General features: G+C 64.1%; 14 protein-coding genes and 1 riboswitch. Of the genes, 8 read left to right on the top strand and 6 right to left on the bottom strand.

Translation table 11 applies throughout. From position 1 onward, the window contains the following. Positions 1–13: 13 nt before the first annotated feature. On the top strand, positions 14–1333 hold the full coding sequence (locus ACFSDX_RS02290) for a DASH family cryptochrome (RefSeq protein WP_382311583.1): 1320 nt from the start codon (positions 14–16) through the stop codon (positions 1331–1333). A 90-nt stretch (positions 1334–1423) separates the two neighbouring features. On the opposite strand, the gene ACFSDX_RS02295 is transcribed toward ACFSDX_RS02290, so the two are convergent. Further along, positions 1424–2896: a hypothetical protein gene (locus ACFSDX_RS02295; RefSeq protein ID WP_382311584.1), complete on the bottom strand. Its 1473-nt coding sequence runs from the start codon at positions 2894–2896 to the stop codon at positions 1424–1426. A 218-nt stretch (positions 2897–3114) separates the two neighbouring features. Here ACFSDX_RS02295 and ACFSDX_RS02300 point away from each other — a divergent pair, with 218 nt between their 5' ends. After that, a complete protein-coding gene (locus ACFSDX_RS02300; RefSeq protein WP_382311585.1) occupies positions 3115–3450 on the top strand; it encodes a four-helix bundle copper-binding protein in 336 nt (111 codons plus the stop codon). A gap of 72 nt (positions 3451–3522) precedes the next feature. On the opposite strand, the gene ACFSDX_RS02305 is transcribed toward ACFSDX_RS02300, so the two are convergent. Further along, positions 3523–4095, bottom strand: coding sequence for a helix-turn-helix domain-containing protein (locus ACFSDX_RS02305; protein ID WP_382311586.1), 573 nt, complete (start codon positions 4093–4095; stop codon positions 3523–3525). Between the two features lie 9 nt (positions 4096–4104). Next, a complete protein-coding gene (locus ACFSDX_RS02310; protein ID WP_382311587.1) occupies positions 4105–4452 on the bottom strand; it encodes a hypothetical protein in 348 nt (115 codons plus the stop codon). 191 nt (positions 4453–4643) lie between these two features. Here ACFSDX_RS02310 and ACFSDX_RS02315 point away from each other — a divergent pair, with 191 nt between their 5' ends. Beyond that, entirely contained in the window at positions 4644–4949 is a 306-nt protein-coding gene (locus tag ACFSDX_RS02315) for a hypothetical protein (protein ID WP_382311588.1), read from the top strand. Positions 4950–5066: 117 nt separating this feature from the next. Here ACFSDX_RS02315 and ACFSDX_RS02320 read toward each other — a convergent pair whose 3' ends face one another. Further along, positions 5067–6131 (bottom strand): YncE family protein, encoded by a 1065-nt coding sequence (locus ACFSDX_RS02320; protein WP_382311589.1) that lies wholly within the window; start codon positions 6129–6131, stop codon positions 5067–5069. Positions 6132–6182: 51 nt separating this feature from the next. Beyond that, on the bottom strand, positions 6183–8207 hold the full coding sequence (locus ACFSDX_RS02325) for a TonB-dependent receptor (RefSeq protein WP_382311590.1): 2025 nt from the start codon (positions 8205–8207) through the stop codon (positions 6183–6185). Between the two features lie 163 nt (positions 8208–8370). Continuing rightward, positions 8371–8594: riboswitch (cobalamin riboswitch) on the bottom strand. A 340-nt stretch (positions 8595–8934) separates the two neighbouring features. Between ACFSDX_RS02325 and ACFSDX_RS02330 the strand changes: the two genes are divergently transcribed. Next, positions 8935–9540, top strand: a complete 606-nt coding sequence (locus ACFSDX_RS02330) for a DNA-3-methyladenine glycosylase (RefSeq protein WP_382311591.1) — start codon at positions 8935–8937, stop codon at positions 9538–9540. A 79-nt stretch (positions 9541–9619) separates the two neighbouring features. On the opposite strand, the gene ACFSDX_RS02335 is transcribed toward ACFSDX_RS02330, so the two are convergent. Further along, positions 9620–10615: a cation diffusion facilitator family transporter gene (locus tag ACFSDX_RS02335; RefSeq protein ID WP_382311592.1), complete on the bottom strand. Its 996-nt coding sequence runs from the start codon at positions 10613–10615 to the stop codon at positions 9620–9622. A gap of 219 nt (positions 10616–10834) precedes the next feature. Here ACFSDX_RS02335 and ACFSDX_RS02340 point away from each other — a divergent pair, with 219 nt between their 5' ends. The 4 genes from ACFSDX_RS02340 to ACFSDX_RS02355 all read left to right on the top strand — a co-directional run bounded on the left by ACFSDX_RS02340 (position 10835) and on the right by ACFSDX_RS02355 (position 19645). Then, the gene (locus ACFSDX_RS02340) at positions 10835–12208 is read left to right on the top strand and encodes an Nramp family divalent metal transporter (protein ID WP_382312314.1); all 1374 of its coding nucleotides are present in this window, start codon (positions 10835–10837) and stop codon (positions 12206–12208) included. 276 nt (positions 12209–12484) lie between these two features. Beyond that, a complete protein-coding gene (locus ACFSDX_RS02345) occupies positions 12485–14935 on the top strand; it encodes a TonB-dependent receptor (RefSeq protein WP_382311593.1) in 2451 nt (816 codons plus the stop codon). 194 nt (positions 14936–15129) lie between these two features. Beyond that, the gene (locus ACFSDX_RS02350; RefSeq protein WP_382311594.1) at positions 15130–18324 is read left to right on the top strand and encodes a SusC/RagA family TonB-linked outer membrane protein; all 3195 of its coding nucleotides are present in this window, start codon (positions 15130–15132) and stop codon (positions 18322–18324) included. Between the two features lie 22 nt (positions 18325–18346). Beyond that, on the top strand, positions 18347–19645 hold the full coding sequence (locus tag ACFSDX_RS02355) for a RagB/SusD family nutrient uptake outer membrane protein (RefSeq protein ID WP_382311595.1): 1299 nt from the start codon (positions 18347–18349) through the stop codon (positions 19643–19645). Positions 19646–19689: the final 44 nt, after the last annotated feature.

A 19689-nucleotide genomic window follows, 5' to 3' on the forward strand; every position in this document is an offset into this window, starting at 1 on the left:
TTCTTCCTGCCTCATGCCCATTATTTACTGGCTGCGCAACGACCTGCGCCTGCACGACAACCCCGTGCTGGCCGCCTTGCCCGCCGCCACCGCCGCCCTACTGCCGGTGTACTGCTTCGACCCCGACTACTTCGGCCCCGATACCTACCTAGGCCTGCCCAAAGTGGGGCCGCACCGGCTGCCGTTCCTGCTAGATTCGCTGGCCGATTTGCAGGCCCACTACGCTGCCCTAGGCTCGGGCGTGCACTTCGTGGTGGGCCGGCCGGCCGAGGTGCTGCCCGCCCTGGCGCGGCAATTCGGCGCCCAGGCCGTGTGGGCCAGCGCCGAGCACACCACCGAGGAAGAAACGGCCGCCGCTGCCGTGGCCGCCGCCCTAGGTGCCGCCGTGCCGCTGCGGCTGTTCGAGACCCGCTCGCTGCTTGCCCCCGCCGACCTGCCCATCGCGCTGCGCGACTTGCCGTTTTCGTTCAGCAAATTCCGCTTTGGCGTGGCTGATAAGATGCAGGTGTGCCCGCCGCGGCCGGTGCCGCAGCAGCTGCCGCCGCTGCCCGCTGGCTTGGAGCTGGCCGGCTTGCCCAGCCCCGCGCAGCTGGCGGCCGACCTAGGGCTGCCGGCCCCGGCCGCGCCCGCCCCCGACCGCCGCACCGCCCTGCCCACCCAGGGTGGCGGCGAAACCGCGGCCCTGGCCCGGCTGCACGACTACGCCGTGGCGCGCCACCTCATCGGCCGCTACGACGACACCCGCAACCAGATGCTGGGTGAGGCTTTCAGCACCAAGTTTTCGGCCTGGCTGGCCAATGGCAGCCTCTCGCCCCGCCAGGTGTGGGCGGCCATCGATGCTCACGACCAGGCCCACGGCCCCCGCAGCAAGGGCGCCATGCAGCTGCGGCTGGAGCTGCTGTGGCGCGATTATTTCATTTTGCTGGCCCAAAAAGCGGGGCCCGATTTCTTCCGCTGGCGCGGCCTGCGGGGCCAGCAGCCCAAGCCCACGCAGCCCGACCGCACGGTGTTTGATGCCTGGGCCGCCGGCCGCACTGGCAATGCCTTTGTCGATGCCAACATGCGCGAGCTGGCCGCCACTGGCTTTATGAGCAACCGGGGCCGCCAAAACGTGGCCAGCTACCTCATCCACGACCTGCACCAGGACTGGCGTTGGGGCGCGGCCTGGTTTGAGCACCAGCTGCGCGACCACGACCCGGCCATAAACTGGGGCAACTGGAAATATATCGCCGGCACCGGCACCGACGTGCGCGACACTGCTTTCGACGTGGCCCAGCAGGCCCGCCGCTACGACCCGCAGGGCAAGTATGTGCGGACCTGGCTGGGTAAGTAAGCAAGTACCGTGGACCCTGCGGGTCCGCGCGTGGGTAGCCTACCAGACAACTACACCACGCGCGGACCCGCAGGGTCCACGGTACTTGCTTTACATCGCTCGCATCCAGGGGGCGTTCAGGCGCACGTAGACCGAGGCCGAGAGCGGCAGCCGGCCGTAGCCCAGCTGCTGCCCAAAGCCGCGCCCGCGCTGGTCGTTTTGCAGCGTGGCCGGAATGACGTATCCCGTAATCTGGCCGCCCACGCTCAGCTCGGGGCCGCGCGGGCCACCTAGGTTGGTGAGGCGGTAGCTGCTGCCTAGGGTGAGCGCGTGCACGTTGAAGACCATGTCCAGCGGCGCGTCGGCGGGGCCGGGCACGTAGTATTCCAGCTCCTCCGAGTCCTTCTGCACCCACTCGTAGCGGCCGTAGAAGGTGGGCCGGCCCAGCGTGAGGTTGGTTTCGGCCAGCACCGCGTGCTCGGCGTGCGCGCCGTGGCCCTGGTTGAGGCCCCAGACCAGCGAAGAGGCGATGAACTGATGGTCGCCCCAGGTGCGGCTGTGCAGCACCGAGGCCGTGGTGCGGCGCACGTTTTCGTCGGGGTGTAGGTCTTCGGGGCTTTTGATGAAGGCGTGGCTTGCTTGCAGAGCCAGCTCCGCCGTGGGGTTCCAGTTGAGGCGGGCGGCCCAGGAGTCGGCCCTAGGGCGGTCAAAATCGTAACGGTACTGGTCGGGCTCGCGGCCCGTAAAGTTGCTGCCTTCCAGCTTAAACTGCTTGTAGCGCAGCCCCAGGCTGGCCACGCCGTAGGTGATGTGCGTGGCATCGGTCCAGTGGTGCGAGAGCGGCGCATCGGGGTTGGGCATGGCCGAAATGCGGTGCATGAAGGCCGTGGGCCCAATGGTCGGCTCGCCGGGGTAGCCTAGGTAAGCAGTCAGGTCCACATCCTTCGAAAAGGCGTAGGTGTAGGCCACGCTCAGCCCCGAAAACAGGTCGTGCGGGTGCTGCTTGTCGATGAGCGGCTGGCCCTTATACGACTCGCCGGTCTGGAACAAGAGCGGATAGCCGCCCCGCGTCTCGGTCAGCGGGTCGAGGCTCATCATTAGGCTCAGGTTGAGCAGGCCGCGCTGGCCTACCTGGCGCTGGGCCATCACCATGGCCCAGTTGGGGCCGTCCACGGCGCGGCGGTGGCCGCGGGCGTCGCGGTGGTTGAAATTCTGGCTGGTATAACGGCCGAAGGCGCTGCCGTGGTACATCAGCATCCAGGGGCCCTGGTGCTGCATCCACATATACATGGGCGTTTGGTCGGGTTGCCAGGCGGTGCCCGAGCCGTTGCGGTTCATGGGCAGGTTGCGCGAGTAGGCGTGGCTCATGTTCATCTCGCCCATGTCCATGCCGGCCATGTGGTGGCCGGCGTGGCTACTGTCGGCGGGCATGTGCATGCCTTTCATGTCGTGGCCTTTGCTGGCGGCGCGGCGGGTGGTGTCGGCGGGCATGGCCATGCCGGGCATGGCGTGGTTTTGGTGCTGAGCCAGGGCCGGGGTAGCCGCCAGGCCAGCGGCCAGCAGGAGGTAAGCAGGTAGTTTCATAAGCAAGCGTTAATCAAGTGCTCATCTAACGAGACTACGCCGCCAATGGTCGCCTGGCGGGCCCACAAGGTTGAGGCGGCCAGCGTATAGAATTTGGGCCAGCTCAAGCTTATCCCCAAATCCTGCACGCTGGCCGCCGCTACTTTATACCGGCCGGGCTAGCTCGTTTGCGTACAAGCAGGTAGCCGCGCTACTGTGGCTTCTAACTCCCCGCTTTTATGAAGAACGCCCCCAACGACTACCGCTCCCTGCTCGACGCCATAGGGCGCTGCATTGCCGCCTGCGAGTACTGCGCCGATGCCTGCCTCGCCGAAGAGCACGTGCAGATGATGGTGCCCTGCATTCGCACCGACCGCGACTGCGCCGACATCTGTCGCCTCACGTCGGCTTTCATCGCCCGCAACTCGCCCCACGCCAAGCATATCATTAAGGAGTGCATCGAAATCTGCCAGAAGTGTGCCGACGAGTGCGGCCAGCATCAGCACGACCACTGCCAGCAGTGCGCCCAGGCCTGCCGCGAGTGCCTCGAAGCCTGTAAGGCCTATGCCGCCTAGGTAGAGAAAAACCAGTAGAAAAGGCCCGTACTGCTAGCAGCACGGGCCTTTTCTACTGGCTAACTAATACCACTAACCTAGCGAATCCAGCGAGAGCCGGTCGGGCTGGAGCATGCGGCGAAACTCGCTCACCGAGCGGCCGGTTACTTGGCGGAACTGGTTGCTTAGGTGCTGGCCCGAGCTGTAGCGCAGGTTATCGGCAATCTGCACCAGGGTCATTTCGCCATAGCTCAGCATTTCCTTCACGCGCTCTATCTTCATGCGAATGAGGTACTTCTCAATCGTGAGGTTGGCCGTGCGCGAGAACACCTTGCTCAGGTGCGAGTAGGTCGTGGCAAAGCGGTCGGCCAGGAAAGCCGACGTGGTGAGCGGGGCCGGCGCGGTGCGCAGGTGCTCCAGATACTCTTGCAGCACGGTCTTAATCTGCTCGGTAAGCTGCTCGGCGCGGTCGAGCAGCACGTCGAAACCCGCTTCTTGCAGCAGCGGGGCCACCACTCTGGGGTCGACGGGCGTGCTGGGCGAGAGCTTGGCCTGGCCCAGCGTCACGGCCGTGGGCTCGTAGCCGGCTTTCACCAGCAAGTTCTGAACCGCCTCGACGCAGCGCGGGCAAACCATATTTTTGATGTGCAGCAGATTGGTTTTCACGGGATAGAATTACGTTGAAGAAGTAGAAGAACGACGAGTCGTGACTTTAGGTGCGCCGGGGCGGGCGGGGCGCCGCAACGGCGGCGCCGATGGACCGCGCCAACTAGGCCCAAACCAGTGGTCGGCGGCCCAGGTTACAAACGGCACTACGCCCAAAAAAGTCACGGCAAGTAGCCAGAACCATACGAAAAACGTGGAAAAAAGGCGACCGAAGAAATGGTCGCTGACGCCGAAAAGATACAGCACCAACGCCAAACTTAGGGCTAAACTGCTGCCCGCCAGCACGCCCACGCGCCGCCAGCGGTAGGCGGCCACGCGCTGGCGCAGGCCAAGAGACGGAGAAGCAGAACGAGCCATCGGGGCAAATTTACCGCTTCCGGCGCAACTGCGGCTAGCCCGCCCGGCCCGGCCCAAAACCCGACGAGCCTTTTTTCGGTACTGACAGGCTACGGCCCGCCCGTGCGCCCTAGGTCGGGCGCCTAGGCCAGGGCTTGGCTGCGGGCTTCGTCACGCGGCTTCTACTTTCCTCAACCTCACTCTTTTCAATTATGACTCGCACCTTACGTCTGCTCGTGGTGGCTGCCGCTCTTCCCCTCGCCCTCAGCGCCTGCAACAGTGGCGGCAACGTCGGCGACACCAACGTCGAAAAAGGCTCGGCCAAAGCCATTGAGCCCAACAATCAGCCCTCGCGCACCAGCGCCGACAATGGCGATGCCATGAGCCAGGGTTCTGCCAACGGCGACTCGCTCACGGCCGGCCTCTCGCGCGACACCACCAACCGCCCCACCGGCAAGCAGCTCTTCAACGCCGCCGACCGCGCCAAGGACCGCAACCACGACGGCATCGCCGACTAGCCATGCTCGTTGGTAGGCGTTGCTACTCACCAAAAAGGCCTGCCCCATGTACATAGGGCAGGCCTTTTGGCAAAGGTGGGCGCTTGTTTGCTAGCTCAGAAAGAGTGAAGTAGTAGCTTAATAAAAGGCAAAGCCGTTGGGGCCGACCTTCACCGCCAGCGAATCGATGACCTTGCCGCCGCCGGCGGGGTAATGCAGGAAGTAGCCATTGGTAGTGTAGCCCGTCGAAACCGCCCCGTAGATGGAGTTATCGCTAGGGTCGATGGCAAAGCCGTTGAAGTTGCGGCGCATAAAGATGGCCGTAGGCAGCGCCGTGGCGGTGGTGGCCATGCGGTACTCGGCGCCATTATAGGCGTAGTAGAGCTGCGACTTGTCGGGGCTGATGCGTAGTTGTTTAGGGCTGCCGCTGGTGAAAGGCAGCGTGAGTTGGGCGGCCGTGCTGCCCGGTGCAAAGCGCACCAGCGAAGCCGGCGTGCTGCTGATAACGTTGTAGGGCGCCGCCGAATTATATACGGTAAAGCCCGAGCACAGCGCCCAAATATTATTGGCCTGGTCGGCTACCACGTTGCGTGGGCCGTCGCCTACGGTCACGGTCGAGGTCACGCGGTTGGTGCCCGCGTCGATTACCGACACCGTATTGTCGTAGCTGTTAGGTACGTAGAGCATGTTGTTGAGCACCGTGAGCTGCTCGGGGCAGCGGCCCACCGTGATGCTGTCGATAACAGTGTTGGTGGTGAGGTCGAGCACCATGACCTTGCCGGGCGCGTAGTTGGTGTAGGGCCCGCGCCACGACGTGACGTAGCCCCGCGTAGCCGAGGTAGACGCGAAATAGCGCGGCTGCCGGATGTTGGCAATGGTTTTAACTGCCTTAAAATCAGGCAGGCTCACCACTACTACCTTGTTAGAAGCATTTACGCAGATGTAGCCGCGCGAGCCTACCACGCCCATGTCCTGCACCACGTCGCCGAGCATCGAGCCCCCGTTGGCGGCGGCGTAAGCATCGGCCGACAATGCCTTGGTGGTTTTGTCGAAGGCGCTCACCGCGCCATCGCCGGCCTGAAACCGGCCTTCGCTGAGAATGTAGACGCTGCTGGTGGTTGGCACCGGGTTATTATTGTTGTCAGGGTCGCAGCTAGCCAGCAGCGTAGCTCCGAACAGGAGCGCGAGCAGAGGTTTCTTCATAAGAAGCAGAAAAGGCCGAACGTCGGCTAAAAAGGGTTAATAAATTGAAAATTAGTTATAAGCAAAGCGTAGGCTGATGCTGTAGGCCCTAGGTGGTGCCGGCCGGGCCGGGTAGCTGTCGTAGGTGCGGTTGAGCAGGTTGGTACTCTGGAGCAGCAGCGTGAGGCTGGTGCGGCCGGGTAGCGGCAGGGTACGGCCCAGCGTGCCGCTCAGCAGCCCCACCGACGGCAAAAAGCTGCTGGCCGAGGCATCGGTATACACGTAGCTCATGAAGGTGTAGGTGGCGCTGCCCAGCCAGCCCCGCCACGCGTGGTCGGTGGTGAAGTTGGCACGGTGTAGCGGTACGTAGGCGAGTTGCACGCCCACGGGGTCGGTATCGACGGCCACGCCCTGGGTTTTTTGGGTTTGGGTGTAGCTGTAGGCCAGGCGCGCGGTCGCTCGGTAGCGCCCTAGGTGTCCGCGCAGGGCCGTGCTGGCCTCGAGGCCTTGGCTGCGCACCTGGCGCAGATTGCGCGGCGAGTAGCTGCCGCCCGCGCCCAGGGGCAGCCACTGCACCCAGTTGTTTACCAGCTGGTAAAAGGCCGTAAGCTCGCTTTCGAGTACCAATCGGGCGCCCGGCGCCACGCGGTGGTGCAGCCCGGCTTCGTAGCCGTGGCCCGATTCGGCCAACAGGTCGGGGTTGCCGCCCGGCCGCCAATAGCGCTCATTCAGAGTGGGGGCGCGGTAGGTGCGGGCGATGCTAGCCTTAAGGGTGAGGCCCGGCCGGTCGGCCGCGGCCAGCGAGTCGGGCGCCGGGGGCCGGTGCAGGTCCCACTCAGCGCCTAGGGTGGGGGTGAGGGGCGCCAGGCCGGCGGGCAGGGCCGCCTGTCGCACATTGGCCGAGAGGCGCAGGCCAGGGCGCGGGTCGTAGCGCAGCAGGCCGAAGGCTGCGGCGCGGTTTTCGGTGATGGGTTCGGCGCCGTAGCCATCGACCACGGCGCCAAAATGCTGGGCCTCGACCCCTAGGCGCAGGCTGGCGCGCGCACCCAGCGGCGCGGTGTACTCGGCCTGACTCTGGGTGGTGCGCACCCGCGAGTTGCTGACCGCGCCTTGGTCAGAGTAATTAATAATGTCCTCAAACCAGGCGCCGCGCACCTGCCACTGCCCGCCGCGCGGCGTGACTTGCCGGTAGCCCAGCACCAGGCGGCGGCTCTGGTCGATTTCGCGGGCGTTGGAGCCGGCCACGCCCGTGCCCTGCTGGATTTCGCGGTCGGCATCGGTCAGCCACACCGCGGCCGTGAGCTCGCCGGCCGTGCCCACCCGCCACGCGATGTCGGGGCTGATGCTCCACTGGTGGCGCAGGGCGGCGTTGCGCATGGTGTAGCGCACCAGGCCACCGGGCTCGCGCACTAGGTAAGGGTAATCGTTCTGGGCCTGGCGGTAGCTGGCGGCCACGCGCACGGCCACGGTAGCGGTGGCGGTGCGGGCCTCCAGGCTGCCGCCGCGCAGGCCAAAGCTGCCTAGGTCGGTTTGCACGCTGCCGCGCAGGCCGGGCCGCCAGTCGGGCTCGGTGCGCAGCACTAGGGCGCCGCCCACGGCGCCGCTGCCGTAGAGCGCGGCGGCCGGCCCCAGCTGCACCGAAAGCTGCGTATTGCCGCTGATGGGCAGCAGCGTCAAGTCATTCTGCCCGAGGGTGGGCAGCCCGATGTTGAGGCCGTTCCAGAGCACGGCGGTGTGCTGGGCCGAGGTGCCCCGTAGCGAGAGCGTGGCCAGCTGCCCCGGCCCGTAGTTCTTGATATACAGCCCCAAGCGCGCCCCCAGCACGTCGGCCGCCGTGCCGCCCCGGTACTGCGCCAGCGCCGCCGAATCAACTTCGAGCCGCTGGCTGCCCACTGCAAAGCGCTCGGGCCGCACGGCGCGCACCTGCGCCTCGGGCAGCCGGTGGCGCCGGCCGCCGAGCGTGTCGGGGCGGGGTCCTAGGGCCTGAGCGTGGCCGCCTAGGGTAGCCAACAGCCCTAGGGTTAACGAAAGGGCATAGCCCGCCGGCCCGCGGCTAGCGCCGGAAAAAATGCGTGATAACGAAGAAAAAACTGACACGAACTAAATTTTCAAGCGAAAATTCAGCTCAAAACCCCGTTGTGAGTCGGCCGAATAAACGGCCAGCCACGCTGAAGCTGAGGCCGGAAACGGCGGTTTTGCCCAGCCTAGGGCCGGGCGCGGACGCGCGCTTCCATTCTCCGCCCGTCCTCCGCGAGCGCTGAACCTGGTAAGTGCCCTGGCAGGTCTCCTGGCTTGCGCTGCCGGGTGGGCGGCCTTCCCGCTGCATTGGCTATCAAGCTGATAGCCGCCGCTGGCAGTGGCGTGGGGTGCCCACCCCGATGTAGCGCGTACAGTTGCGGGGACAGCTCCGGCATTGAACCGGATTCCCTTTTCAACCTCACTCCCTGGAAAGAAAGCTCGGTCACCGTGGCAGTGCAAAGATAGACCGCAGATTTAACGGATTCAACGGATTGCGCGGATACGCCCGCCTGCGGCGGGCGGGCTTACACTCGCTGCGCTGGCTGCTTACGGACTTTGCTGGCGCGAGATGGGTGGCTGGCGGGGTAGGCTGGGGCGTGGGGCTACTCTTGCTGATAATTATTATGTGTTAGCTACTGCTGGTAGCTGTCAGTAGTAGCTACCACATGAGTGCTTTAGTGATAACTATTAGCTGGTGGTAATTAAGTCTCAACCATCAGCCGAGCAGCCCCTAGGCCCGTACACTAGCTCAACTGTATACTCAGCCTAGTCAGCCCGCCGCAGGCGGGCGTATCCGCGCAATCCGTTGAATTCGTTAAATCTGCGATTTTTTGAGAGGCCCGATGTGCTTGCCATTGCCCATGAGCTATTGGGTAAGCACGTGTTTACCCGTATCGACGGCGAGCTGACGGGCGGGCGCATCGTCGAAACCGAGGCGTATCGGCACGAGGGCGACCCGAGTATTACGCTGCACTTGCAGCGCAAGGCCAAGCAGGCGCAGGGGCTCTACCAGCCGGGCGGCACCGCCTACCTCTACACCGTGTACCGGGTACACACGCTCTTCAACATCACCACCTACGATGCCGCGCACCCCGATACGGTACTTATCCGGGCCATCGAGCCGCTCGAAGGCCTCGACGTGATGCTGCGCCGCCGGGGGCTGGCCGTCGTGGCCCGCAACCTCACTGCTGGCCCCGGCGTGCTGAGCCAGGCCCTAGGTCTCACGCCCGCCCTCACCGGCGAATTGGTAGCCGGCCCGCACATCTGGTTTGAGGACCACGAGGAGAAAATTCTACCTGACAACGTCATCGCCAGCTCCCGCGTGGGCCTCGAATATGCGGGCGCCGAGGCCGTGGCCTTGCCCTGGCGCTTCCGCTTGAAGGACAGCAAGTGGACCAGCCCAGCGAAGTAATCAATTAACATTTAACAATTAGCATTTAACAGCTCGTCTGTGCTTCGTTGCTAAGCTGTTAAATGCTAATTGTTAAATGTTAATTGACCAGATGGTGGCGCTCGTCTTTCACGGCGTTGTGGATGTCCCACGGTACCTCGTGCTCGAAGGCGTGGCGGCGCACGGGGCAATCAGGCATGTGGCACAGCGAGCAGGCGGCGTAGGAGCACGGGTCGGCGTGCACAAACATCTCGATTTCGACCGCCGCGAAGCGCGCCCGAATCAGCTCCTCCACCTCGTGAATTTGGGTGTGTACTTTCTCCAAGGAGAAGTAGTACGGTATCTGCATGTGGCAGTCGATGTGCAGGTTAGCACCGTAGCGCTGCACGCGCAGGTTGTGCACGTCAATCCAGGAGGGGCGGCGCAGGCGCTGGAGTTCGGCGATAACTTCGGCCACAGTGGCGGCGTCGCTCTCGTCCATGAGGCCGCCCACGGCGCTGCGCAGCATGCGGTAGCCGTTATACAAAATGAAGGCGCCTAGGGCCAGCGCCGCGCCCGCATCGAAGCGCAGTACGCCCGTGAAGTGCACCAGTACCAGCGCCGCCGACGACACAATGCTCGTGAGCGCGTCGATGTAGAGGTGCTGCCCATCGCCGACCAGCGCCACCGACTGCATCCGGCGCCCGGCCCGCACCAGCCACATGCCTAGGCCAAAGTTGACCACCGCCGTGCTCGCCAGCAGCGCCACGCCCCAGTCGGGCTGCGCTACCGGGTGCGGATGCAGGAAGCTGAGCGTGGCGCTGTAGAGAATAAACGCGCCCGCAATAAAAATCAGCGCGCCTTCGAAGCCCACCGACAAGTACTCGATTTTGCCGTGGCCGTAGGGGTGGTTTTCGTCCTTGGGCAGGTCGGCCAGGTAGAGGCTGTATAGGGCGAAGCCGCTGGTAAACACGTTGATAATGCTTTCGAGCGCATCAGTGAGCACTACCTGCGAGTGGGTGAGCTGGTAGGCGTAGAACTTGGTGAGCACCAGCACCACGCTCACCACCAGCGAGAGCAGACCTAGGCGGCGCTTGAGGCCAGGCGAAGCAGACATAAAAAATGGATTGGGCCCCCAAAGGTCGACACGAAACGGGGCTGGCGGGTGCGGCCGTAAAAGACTCCCAACCGCGGCCGCGTTGCGCTGGTGCCGATGCGGCGCCCTGAGGAGAAAACTTTTTACGCGCTTTCGCGGTATTTAGGGTAGTTTAAAATAATTTTTAGGTTAGTCTAAAAATTCAGCTACTTTTGTTTTAATCTGCTAGTTACTTACGTGTTGTTACCCACTACTACCCCCGTCGATATCTCTACCGAAGCCACCGCTCTCCCCGAGCCGGGCTGGCGCCACGCCCGCCGCGGCACTTCGCTTAGCGAGGTTCACGCCAGCATCGAAATGCCCGCCGCGGGCGCATCGTTCTGGCGCAAGTTTCGGGCCTACTGGGGGCCGGGGCTACTGGTGGCCGTGGGCTATATGGACCCCGGCAACTGGGCCACCGACCTGGCCGGCGGCGCTCGCTTCGGCTACACGCTTTTGAGCGTGGTGCTCATCTCGAACCTGTTTGCGATGCTCTTGCAGCACCTAGCGGCCAAGCTCGGCATCGTGACTGGCCGCGACCTGGCCCAGGCCTGCCGCGACAACTACTCCAAGCCCGTGGCTGTCGGCCTCTGGGTGCTCTGTGAGGTCGCCATTGCGGCCTGCGATTTGGCCGAGGTTATCGGCTCGGCCATCGCGCTCAACCTGCTCTTCGGCTTGCCGCTGCCCTGGGGCGTGGCCATCACCACGCTCGACGTGCTGCTGGTGCTGCTCATGCAAAACAAAGGCTTTAAGCTGATTGAGAGCCTGGTAGCCGGCCTTATCTTCTTGATATTCGCCTGCTTCCTCTACGAAATCATCGCCTCGAAGCCCGACTGGCTAGGCCTGGCCCACGGCCTGGTGCCGCAGCTACAAGTGGTGACGAACCCGGCCATGCTCTACGTCGCTATCGGCATCCTAGGCGCCACCGTGATGCCTCACAATCTCTACCTGCACAGCAGCATCGTGCAGGTGCGCCAGATAGAGCCCACCGAAGCCGGCAAGCGCTCAGCCATCAAGTTTGCCACCATCGACTCCACGGTAGCCCTGTTCCTGGCGTTTTTTGTGAACGCGGCCATCTTGGTCACGGCCGCCGCCGCCTTCCACGGCAAGGGCCACGAAGACGTGGCCGACATTGCCGATGCTCACAAACTGCTGACGCCGGTGCTGGGCGCGGGCGCTGCCAGCGTGGTATTCGCCATCGCGCTGCTGGCCTCAGGCCAAAGCTCGACGCTAACCGGCACTCTAGCCGGCCAGATTGTGATGGAAGGTTTCCTCAATCTGCGCCTCAAGCCCTGGCTGCGCCGCCTCATCACGCGGCTGGTGGCGGTGGTGCCGGCGCTAGTGGTCGCCATTCTGTACGGCGAAAAAGGCACCGGCCAACTGCTGGTTTTCAGCCAGGTAGTGCTGTCGCTGCAACTGTCGTTTGCGGTAGTGCCGCTGGTGCTCTTTACCAGTGACAAAGTCAAAATGGGCGTGTTCGTGAACCGGCCTTGGGTGCGCGTGGTGGCCTGGGCCGTGGCGGGCCTCATCATTGCGCTCAACGTGTTTTTGCTCTGGCAAACGGTGGTGGGGTAATGGCGGCTCGGTGGGCGTGGACCTTACGCGGACCCCACCCCCTAGCCCCCTCCCCTCCGGGAGAGGGGGGACTAGCTTCTAGTTCGAGCTTTTAGAAACTATAGCTAACGGCTAGTCCGCCCTCTCCCGGAGGGGAGGGGGCTAGGGGGTGGGGTTGATGGGCGGCGAGCCTGACAAGTATTTAAACAACTGGTTTCCTCCTTTTTCAAGCGGCTGCAAAGCTGGCTCTGGGCCGCGCCTTGCCCCTAGGTACGGGCTTTTACTACCGGGTATTCTATGAAGCAACTTCTCCTCTGCCTGTTACTTACGCCCCTTCTAGCCCCCGCCCAGGCCCTGCGCGGCCGCGTGCAGGATGCCGCCGGCCGCCCCGTGCCCTACGCCAGCGTGGCGTTGCCCGCGCTGCACCAGGGCACTACCGCCGACGCGGCGGGCGACTTCGCCTTGCCGGACCTGCCCGCCGGGCCGCAGCAGCTGGAAATCAGCGCTGTGGGCTACTTGTTGGCCCGCCCGGCCGTGACGCTGCCGCTCGCCCAGCCTTTGCTGATAAAGCTGGCGGCCAGCGAAAAAGCCCTGGGCGAAGTCGTAGTGACCGGGGTAGGGCGGGCCACCGAAATCCGCCGCTCGCCGGTGCCCATCGCGGCGCTGAGCCAGCGCGAAATCCGCATCAATGCCAGCACCAACGTCATCGACGCGGCCGTGCGGGGCGTGCCGGGGCTGAGCGCCGTGACCACAGGGCCCAACGTGAGTAAGCCCTTCATTCGGGGTCTGGGGTACAACCGCGTGCTGACGCTCTTCAACGGCTTGCGCCAGGAGGGGCAGCAGTGGGGCGACGAGCACGGCATTGAGGTAGATGGCTACGGCATCGATAGGGTGGAGGTGGTGAAGGGCCCGGCCAGCCTGCTCTACGGCTCCGACGCCGTGGCCGGGGTAGTCAACCTGATTCCGGCGCTGCCCGGCGGCCCGTCCGGCGAGCTGCATGGCGAAGCGCTGGCCGAGTACCAGTCGGTGAACGGCCTGCTGGGCGCGTCCCTAGGTCTGAATTACCAGAAAAACGGCCTGCAAACGAGCTTCCGCGCCAGCCAGCGCCTGGCCCGCGACTACCGCAACGCCGTGGATGGGCGCGTCTACAATACCGGCTTTCGGGAGCTGACGCTGACCGGCATGGTGGGCGTGCAGAAGAGTTGGGGCGGCGCGCACCTCTGGCTCACCACCTACGACAACCACCAGGAAATCCCCGACGGCAGTCGCGACTCACTGAGCCGCGCCTTTACACGCCAAGTATTTGAGTCCGGCCGCGACGATATCCGCGACCGCCCGGTAGTAAGCGACGATGAGCTGCGCAGCTACCGCATCGGCGATTTGCGCCAACACATCCGGCACTACCGCGCCTTTGCCAGCGGCGAGGTGAAGCTGGGCGCCGGTGAGCTGCGCCTGCTGCTGGGCGTGCAGCAAAACCACCGCCAGGAATTCAACCACCCCACCGCGCCCGCCCAGCCGGGCCTCGACCTGCGCCTGACCACCACCAGCTACGAAGCGCGCTACCTGCTGCCCACCTGGCGCGGCCTGGAGCTAACCGTGGGCGCCAATGGCATGAGTCAGGTAAACACCCACTTACAAGCCACCGACTTCCCCATTCCGGCCTACCGCTTGTTCGACATCGGCGGCTTTGGCCTGGCCAAAAAGACCCTGGGTAAGCTGGAGCTAACCGGCGGCCTGCGCTACGATACCCGCGTGGTGCGCTGGGACGATTTCTACGTGGCGCCCAACCTAGGCACCGGTTTCGACGGGGCGGCCGGGGCCAGTACGCCCGGCGCGGCGCTGCAATTCCCGAGTTTTCAGACTACCTATCGGGGGTTGTCGGCCAGCCTGGGCGGCAGCTACCCCTTGGGTAGCCACCTGGTGCTGCGGGCCAACGTGGCGCGCGGCTACCGGGCGCCCAACATCCCCGAAATCGGCTCCAACGGCCTCGACCCCGGCGCCCACATCGTGTATCTGGGCAACCGCGAGTTTCGGCCCGAATTCTCGCTGCAGGAGGACCTAGGGCTGCTGTGGCAGTCGAAAAACTGGGAGGCTAGCGCCGAAGTTTTCCACAACTATGTGAATAACTTCATCTACCAAGCCCGCCTCTTCGACGCCCAGGGCCAGCCCATAGAAGTGGTGCCCGGCAACGCTACCTACCAGTACCAGCAGGCTGCCGCTCGCCTCTACGGCGGCGAAATCAGCTTTAACCTGCACCCCGCCGCCCTGCCCTGGCTGAGCTGGCGCACCGGCGCCGCCCTCGTGGTGGGCCTCAACGACAACCCCGCCCTGCGCGAGCGCGTGGGCGCCGCCGCCCGCTACCTGCCCCTGATGCCGCCTGCCCAGGCCCGGACCGAGTTGCGCCTCACCGCGCCCGCCCGGCCTGGCGCCCGCCTCACCGCCAGCTACCTGCGCCTGACCCTGGACGGCACCGCCCGCCAAAACCGCGTCTACGCCGTGGATGGCGCCGAAACCGCCACCGCCGGCTACGCTCTGCTGGGCGTGGGCCTGGGCACCACCTGGCGCACCAAGGCCGGCCGCGACGCCCTTCAGCTGTTCCTGACGGCCGATAACCTGCTCGACACGGCCTACCAAGCGCACCTGAGCCGGCTCAAGTATTTTGAGTATTACGCAGCCTCGCCCAGCGGCCGGCTGGGCATTTTCAACCCCGGCCGCAACCTGGGCGTGAAAGTGGTAGTACCGTTTTAAGGCGTAGCGCGAAGCTCTACTTCGCGTGGCGCTAGGATAGTGCCCGACCAGCTTATCTGGTGCTACGCGAAGCAGAGCTTCACGCTACGGCTCGTTCGAAAGATGGCCGCGGGAGTTTTAGTAGATTAAGAAAATATGAAAATATAGCTTATCATTGACGTGGTAGAATATTTTCCTCTTTCCCCCTTTTTCCTATGCTCAAACTCTACTCTTCCAGTCGATGGTATTCGCAGGGTGGTTTCCTGCTGCTTTGCTTGCTTTTGTTGCACACGGCGGCCTGGGCGCAGGGTAGCGCGGGCCAGCGCTTCACGCTCACGGGCCGCATTACGGATGCCACGGGCCAGGGTGTGCCCGGCGCCACGGTGCTGCTGAAAGGTACCGGCCTAGGCGCCGCCTCCGGCAATGATGGCGCGTACTCTATTACGGGCACCCGGCCAGCGGGTGCTTACACACTCACGGTGTCGTTGGTAGGGTACAAAACCGAGTCGCGGCCCCTGACTCTAGGTACCGCCGAAACGGTGACCACCGACGTAACGCTGGCCGAGAGCCGTCAGAACCTCGACGAGATAGTGGTGGTGGGCTCGACCGTGACCACCAACCGCCGCGAGCTGGGCAACGCCATCAGCACCATCAGCGGCAATGATTTGACCCAGAGCGGCTCGGGCGGCGTGCTCAACTCCTTGCAGGGCAAGGTTCCGGGCGCTCAAATCACCCAAAACTCGGGCGACCCGGCGGGCTCCATCTCGGTGCGGCTGCGCGGCGTGCACTCGCTCTCGGGCTCCTCCGACCCGCTCTACGTCATCGACGGCGTAATTGTGAGCAACGCCAGCACCAACGTGTCGCAACTGGCCCTCACCAACGATATCGGCTCAGCCAACCCCGGCCAGAACCGTTTGGCCGACCTTAACCCCAATGATATTGCCAGCATCAACGTCATCAACGGCGCGGCGGCGGCGGCGCAGTACGGCTCGCGGGCTTCCAATGGCGTGGTGCTCATTACGACTAAGCGCGGGCAGGCGGGCGCACCTAGGGTGTCGTTTTCGGGTAGCTTTCAGATTAATGAGCTGCGCCACATGGTGCCGGTGAATACTTACGGCAAGCAGTTTGGCTACGCGGGACTGCGGCTCTACCCCATCGGCGCGCCGGCGGCTAACCCCGGCGTAACCACGACTGGCATCACCCGCGCTAATGTCACGACTCAGCTCGCTACCAACCAGGTAGATGTGACGCGCTACAACTACTTCGACCAGATTTTCCGCACTGGCTCGGGTACCGATGATGCCGTGTCGGTGGCCGGCGGCTCGGAGCGCACGCAGTATTATTTCTCCCTGGGGTACCTCAAAAACCAGGGCATCATCAAGGGTACCGATTTCACGCGCTACAACTTGCGGGCGCGCATCGACCAGCGCCTTACCGACTGGGCCAAGGTGTCGGCGGGTATCAGCTACATCAATAGCTTTTCGAATGAGAAGGCCAACGGCAACGTCTTCTACAGCCCGATTAACTCGGTCAATATCACTAACAACATCTATGACATTACGCAGCGCGACGCGGCTGGCAACCTGCTGGCCGTGGAGCCCACCCGCGTAAACCCGCTCTCGACCATCGAGGACATGAAATTCACGCAGGGCGTGAATCGCACCGTGAGCGACGTGCAGGTGAACCTGACGCCCGCCAAGGGCTTGAGCGTGGACTACGTGCTGGGCGTGGACGCCTACTCGCAGGTGGGCCAGAGCTACATTCGGCCCTACCCGTACCAGGCCACGGCGGGCCTGCCGGCTGCTCGCTACCCCCTCGGCTACGCCGCCAACGGTAACAACGTGGTGGTGCAGCTCAACTCGGATATCAACGTGGGCTACGAGCGCCAGCTCAGTGAAGCTTTCAAGCTGAATCTGCTGGCCGGTTATAGCTACCAGTTTAGCCAGCAAGACTATAGCACGACGCAGGGCCAGAACCTGGCGCCGTTTATCACCACGGTTAATGGGGCGTCGAACACCACCGTGACGTCGGCCTACCTGCTCGACCGCTTCGACTTGAGCGGCTACTATGGGCAGGCCACGGTGGGCTTTCGCAACCTGGCTTTCGTGACGGGCTCGTTGCGGCGCGACCGCTCATCGAAGTTTTCGGAGTCAGAAACCAACCAGGTGTACCCCAAAATCAGCGGCTCGCTGGTGGTCTCGGACCTCGGGTTTTGGCAGGGCGCGGGCTTTGCCAAAGTCGTGAACAGCTTGAAGCTACGCGCCAGCTACGGCGAGGCCGGCAACCTGACGGGCATCAATTCCTACGACCGATTTTACCAGTTTACGCCGGTGGGTTTCTTGGGTAAAAACACCATCGTACCCGGCACTACACTGGCCAACCCCGCCGTGCGCCCCGAGCGCATGGGCGAAATCGAGGGCGGCGCCGACCTAGGGTTTTTGAACGACCGCGTGGGGCTGGGCATCACGGTGTATCGCCAGAAAATCACTGACCTCGTGGTGCGCCGCAACCTGGCCGCTAGCACCGGTGGCTCGGCCATCGTCAACAACGTGGGCTCGATGGAAAACCGCGGCTTGGAAGTGGTGCTGAGCGCCACGCCGGTCAAGACTACCGATTTTACCTGGGATATTACCCTCATTTACAACCGCAACCGCAACAAGGTGCTCGACCTGCCGGGCTCGAACGGCGCCACCCAAGCCATCTCGGTCGACAACGCGGCCGGTGCGCCGGTGTACCTGCTCAACGGCCAGCCGGCCGGCGTGTTCTACGGCTCGACCTACGCCCGCAACCCCGATGGCTCGCTGCTGCTCACGCCCCAGGGCTTCCCGCAGGATGAGCGCACCAGCGGCCAGGCCGTGGGCTCGACCACCTTCACGCCGGCCCGCGAGGCCAACGGCCAGCCCAGCTACGCCGCCGGCACCGCCGTGGCCAACGCCGTCATCGGCAACCCCAACCCCAACTGGACGGGCTCGCTCAACACCAACTTCGCCTACAAAAAACTGTCCTTGCACCTGTTGCTCGACGCCGTGCGCGGCGTGAGCGTGTTCAACGCCGACAAGCGCACCCGGCAGGGCGTCGGGCTCGGCGACCTGGCCGAGCAGGAACTGCGCGGCGACCTGCCCCGCGGCTACATCTTCGCCATCTATAACACCCAGCAGTTCCGGGTCGATGACGGCTCCTACGTGAAGCTGCGGGAGGTGGCCCTGAGCTACGCGCTACCCACGTTCAGCAAGTTTATCAGCGGTTTGAATATCGCCGTGGTGGGCCGCAATCTCTATTCGTGGGACCACTACAACGGCTTCGACCCCGAAACCAGCGCCGGCGGCTCCTCCGATTTACTGCGCGCCATCGACTTCGGCAACGTGCCCATTCCGCGCACCTATCAGCTCAAGCTTTCGGCCACGTTCTAAGCGTATTTAGCAGATAATCAATATGAAAAAGCTATTTTTTCTGACCGCCCTGCTCTCGCTCACGCTCGGCGCCTGCAATAAGGAATACACCAATCCCAGCTCGGCCAATCAGACGCAGGTGGTTACCTCATCCGATGGCCTCATCACGCTCTGCAACGGCTTGCAATACCGCTACACCACGGGCGGCTTGCTGAGCGTGCTCTACAACGCCACCGCCCTAGGCGGCCTTAGCACCCGCGAGCTAAACGTGCTCAACGTGGGCAACATCGAGGAGTACAACGTGAGCCTGGGCGCGGGCAACGTGAACAATAGCAACGGCGTGGTGCGCAATGTCTGGACCCAGTGCCAGCTCGTGCGTGCCAACGCCGACCTGGTGCTCGCCAACGCTGGCAACGCGCCGGAGGCGGGCACCCGCAGCGGCATCGTGGCCTACGCCAGTATTTTCCGGGCCCTGGCCCTAGGTACGCTGGCCGAGTTTTTTGAGCAAGCGCCCCTCGTAACCGGCGACAACGCGCCCTTCGTGCCTCGCGCCCAGCTGCTCACCGATGCCGTGACCCAGCTCGAAGCCGCCGCCACGCAGCTCGCCGCCACACCCGTTTCGGCCGATTTCACAAGTAAAATTGTGCCTGGCCTTGACCTCACCAATACCATTCAGGCGCTCATCGCGCGCTACAGCCTGGAGGCCGGCAACTACGACAAAGCCATCAGGGCGGCCGGCCAGGTAGACCTGACGAAAAAGTCGGTGTTCAACTTTGATGACAATACCCGCAACCCGATTTTCGAGGTGGCCTTTGGAAACCGCAACGTTTTTGAGCCTACCGATGCCAACCTAGGGCTGACCGGCGCCCTTGCGCCGACCGCGGGCGACCAGCGCCTGCCCTTCTTGGTGCGCGCTAACCCCACGCCGACCCAGAACCGCGGTCTGGCTTTCTACACCGCCAACAATGCGCCCATCCCAGTGTACCTGCCAGGCGAAATGCTCCTTATCCAGGCCGAGGCCAATGCGCGGCTCAATAATTTGCCCTTTGCACTGCTCTCGCTCAACCGGGTGCTGACCAAAACGCCCGCGCAGGATATCTACGGCCTAGGTGCCGCCCTGCCCGCCTACGCCGGCGCGGTAACCACCGATGCGGTGCTGCTCGAAATCCTGCGCAACCGCAACATCGAGCTGGCCTTCCAAGGCTTCCGCCTGCCCGACAGCCGCCGCTTTGGCCGCCCCGGCCCCGGTACCACGGGCGCCGAGCGCAACCGCACCTTCTACCCCTACCCCCGCACCGAGCGCGAGAATAACTCCTCCACGCCGGCCGACCCGGCCATTTAACTGCTCCCGCAGCGTAGTTCGCTCAGTCAGCGTCGGTTGGGGCT

Origin of the sequence: Hymenobacter bucti (assembly GCF_042681145.1) — a bacterium.
GTDB classification, from domain to species: domain Bacteria; phylum Bacteroidota; class Bacteroidia; order Cytophagales; family Hymenobacteraceae; genus Hymenobacter; species Hymenobacter bucti.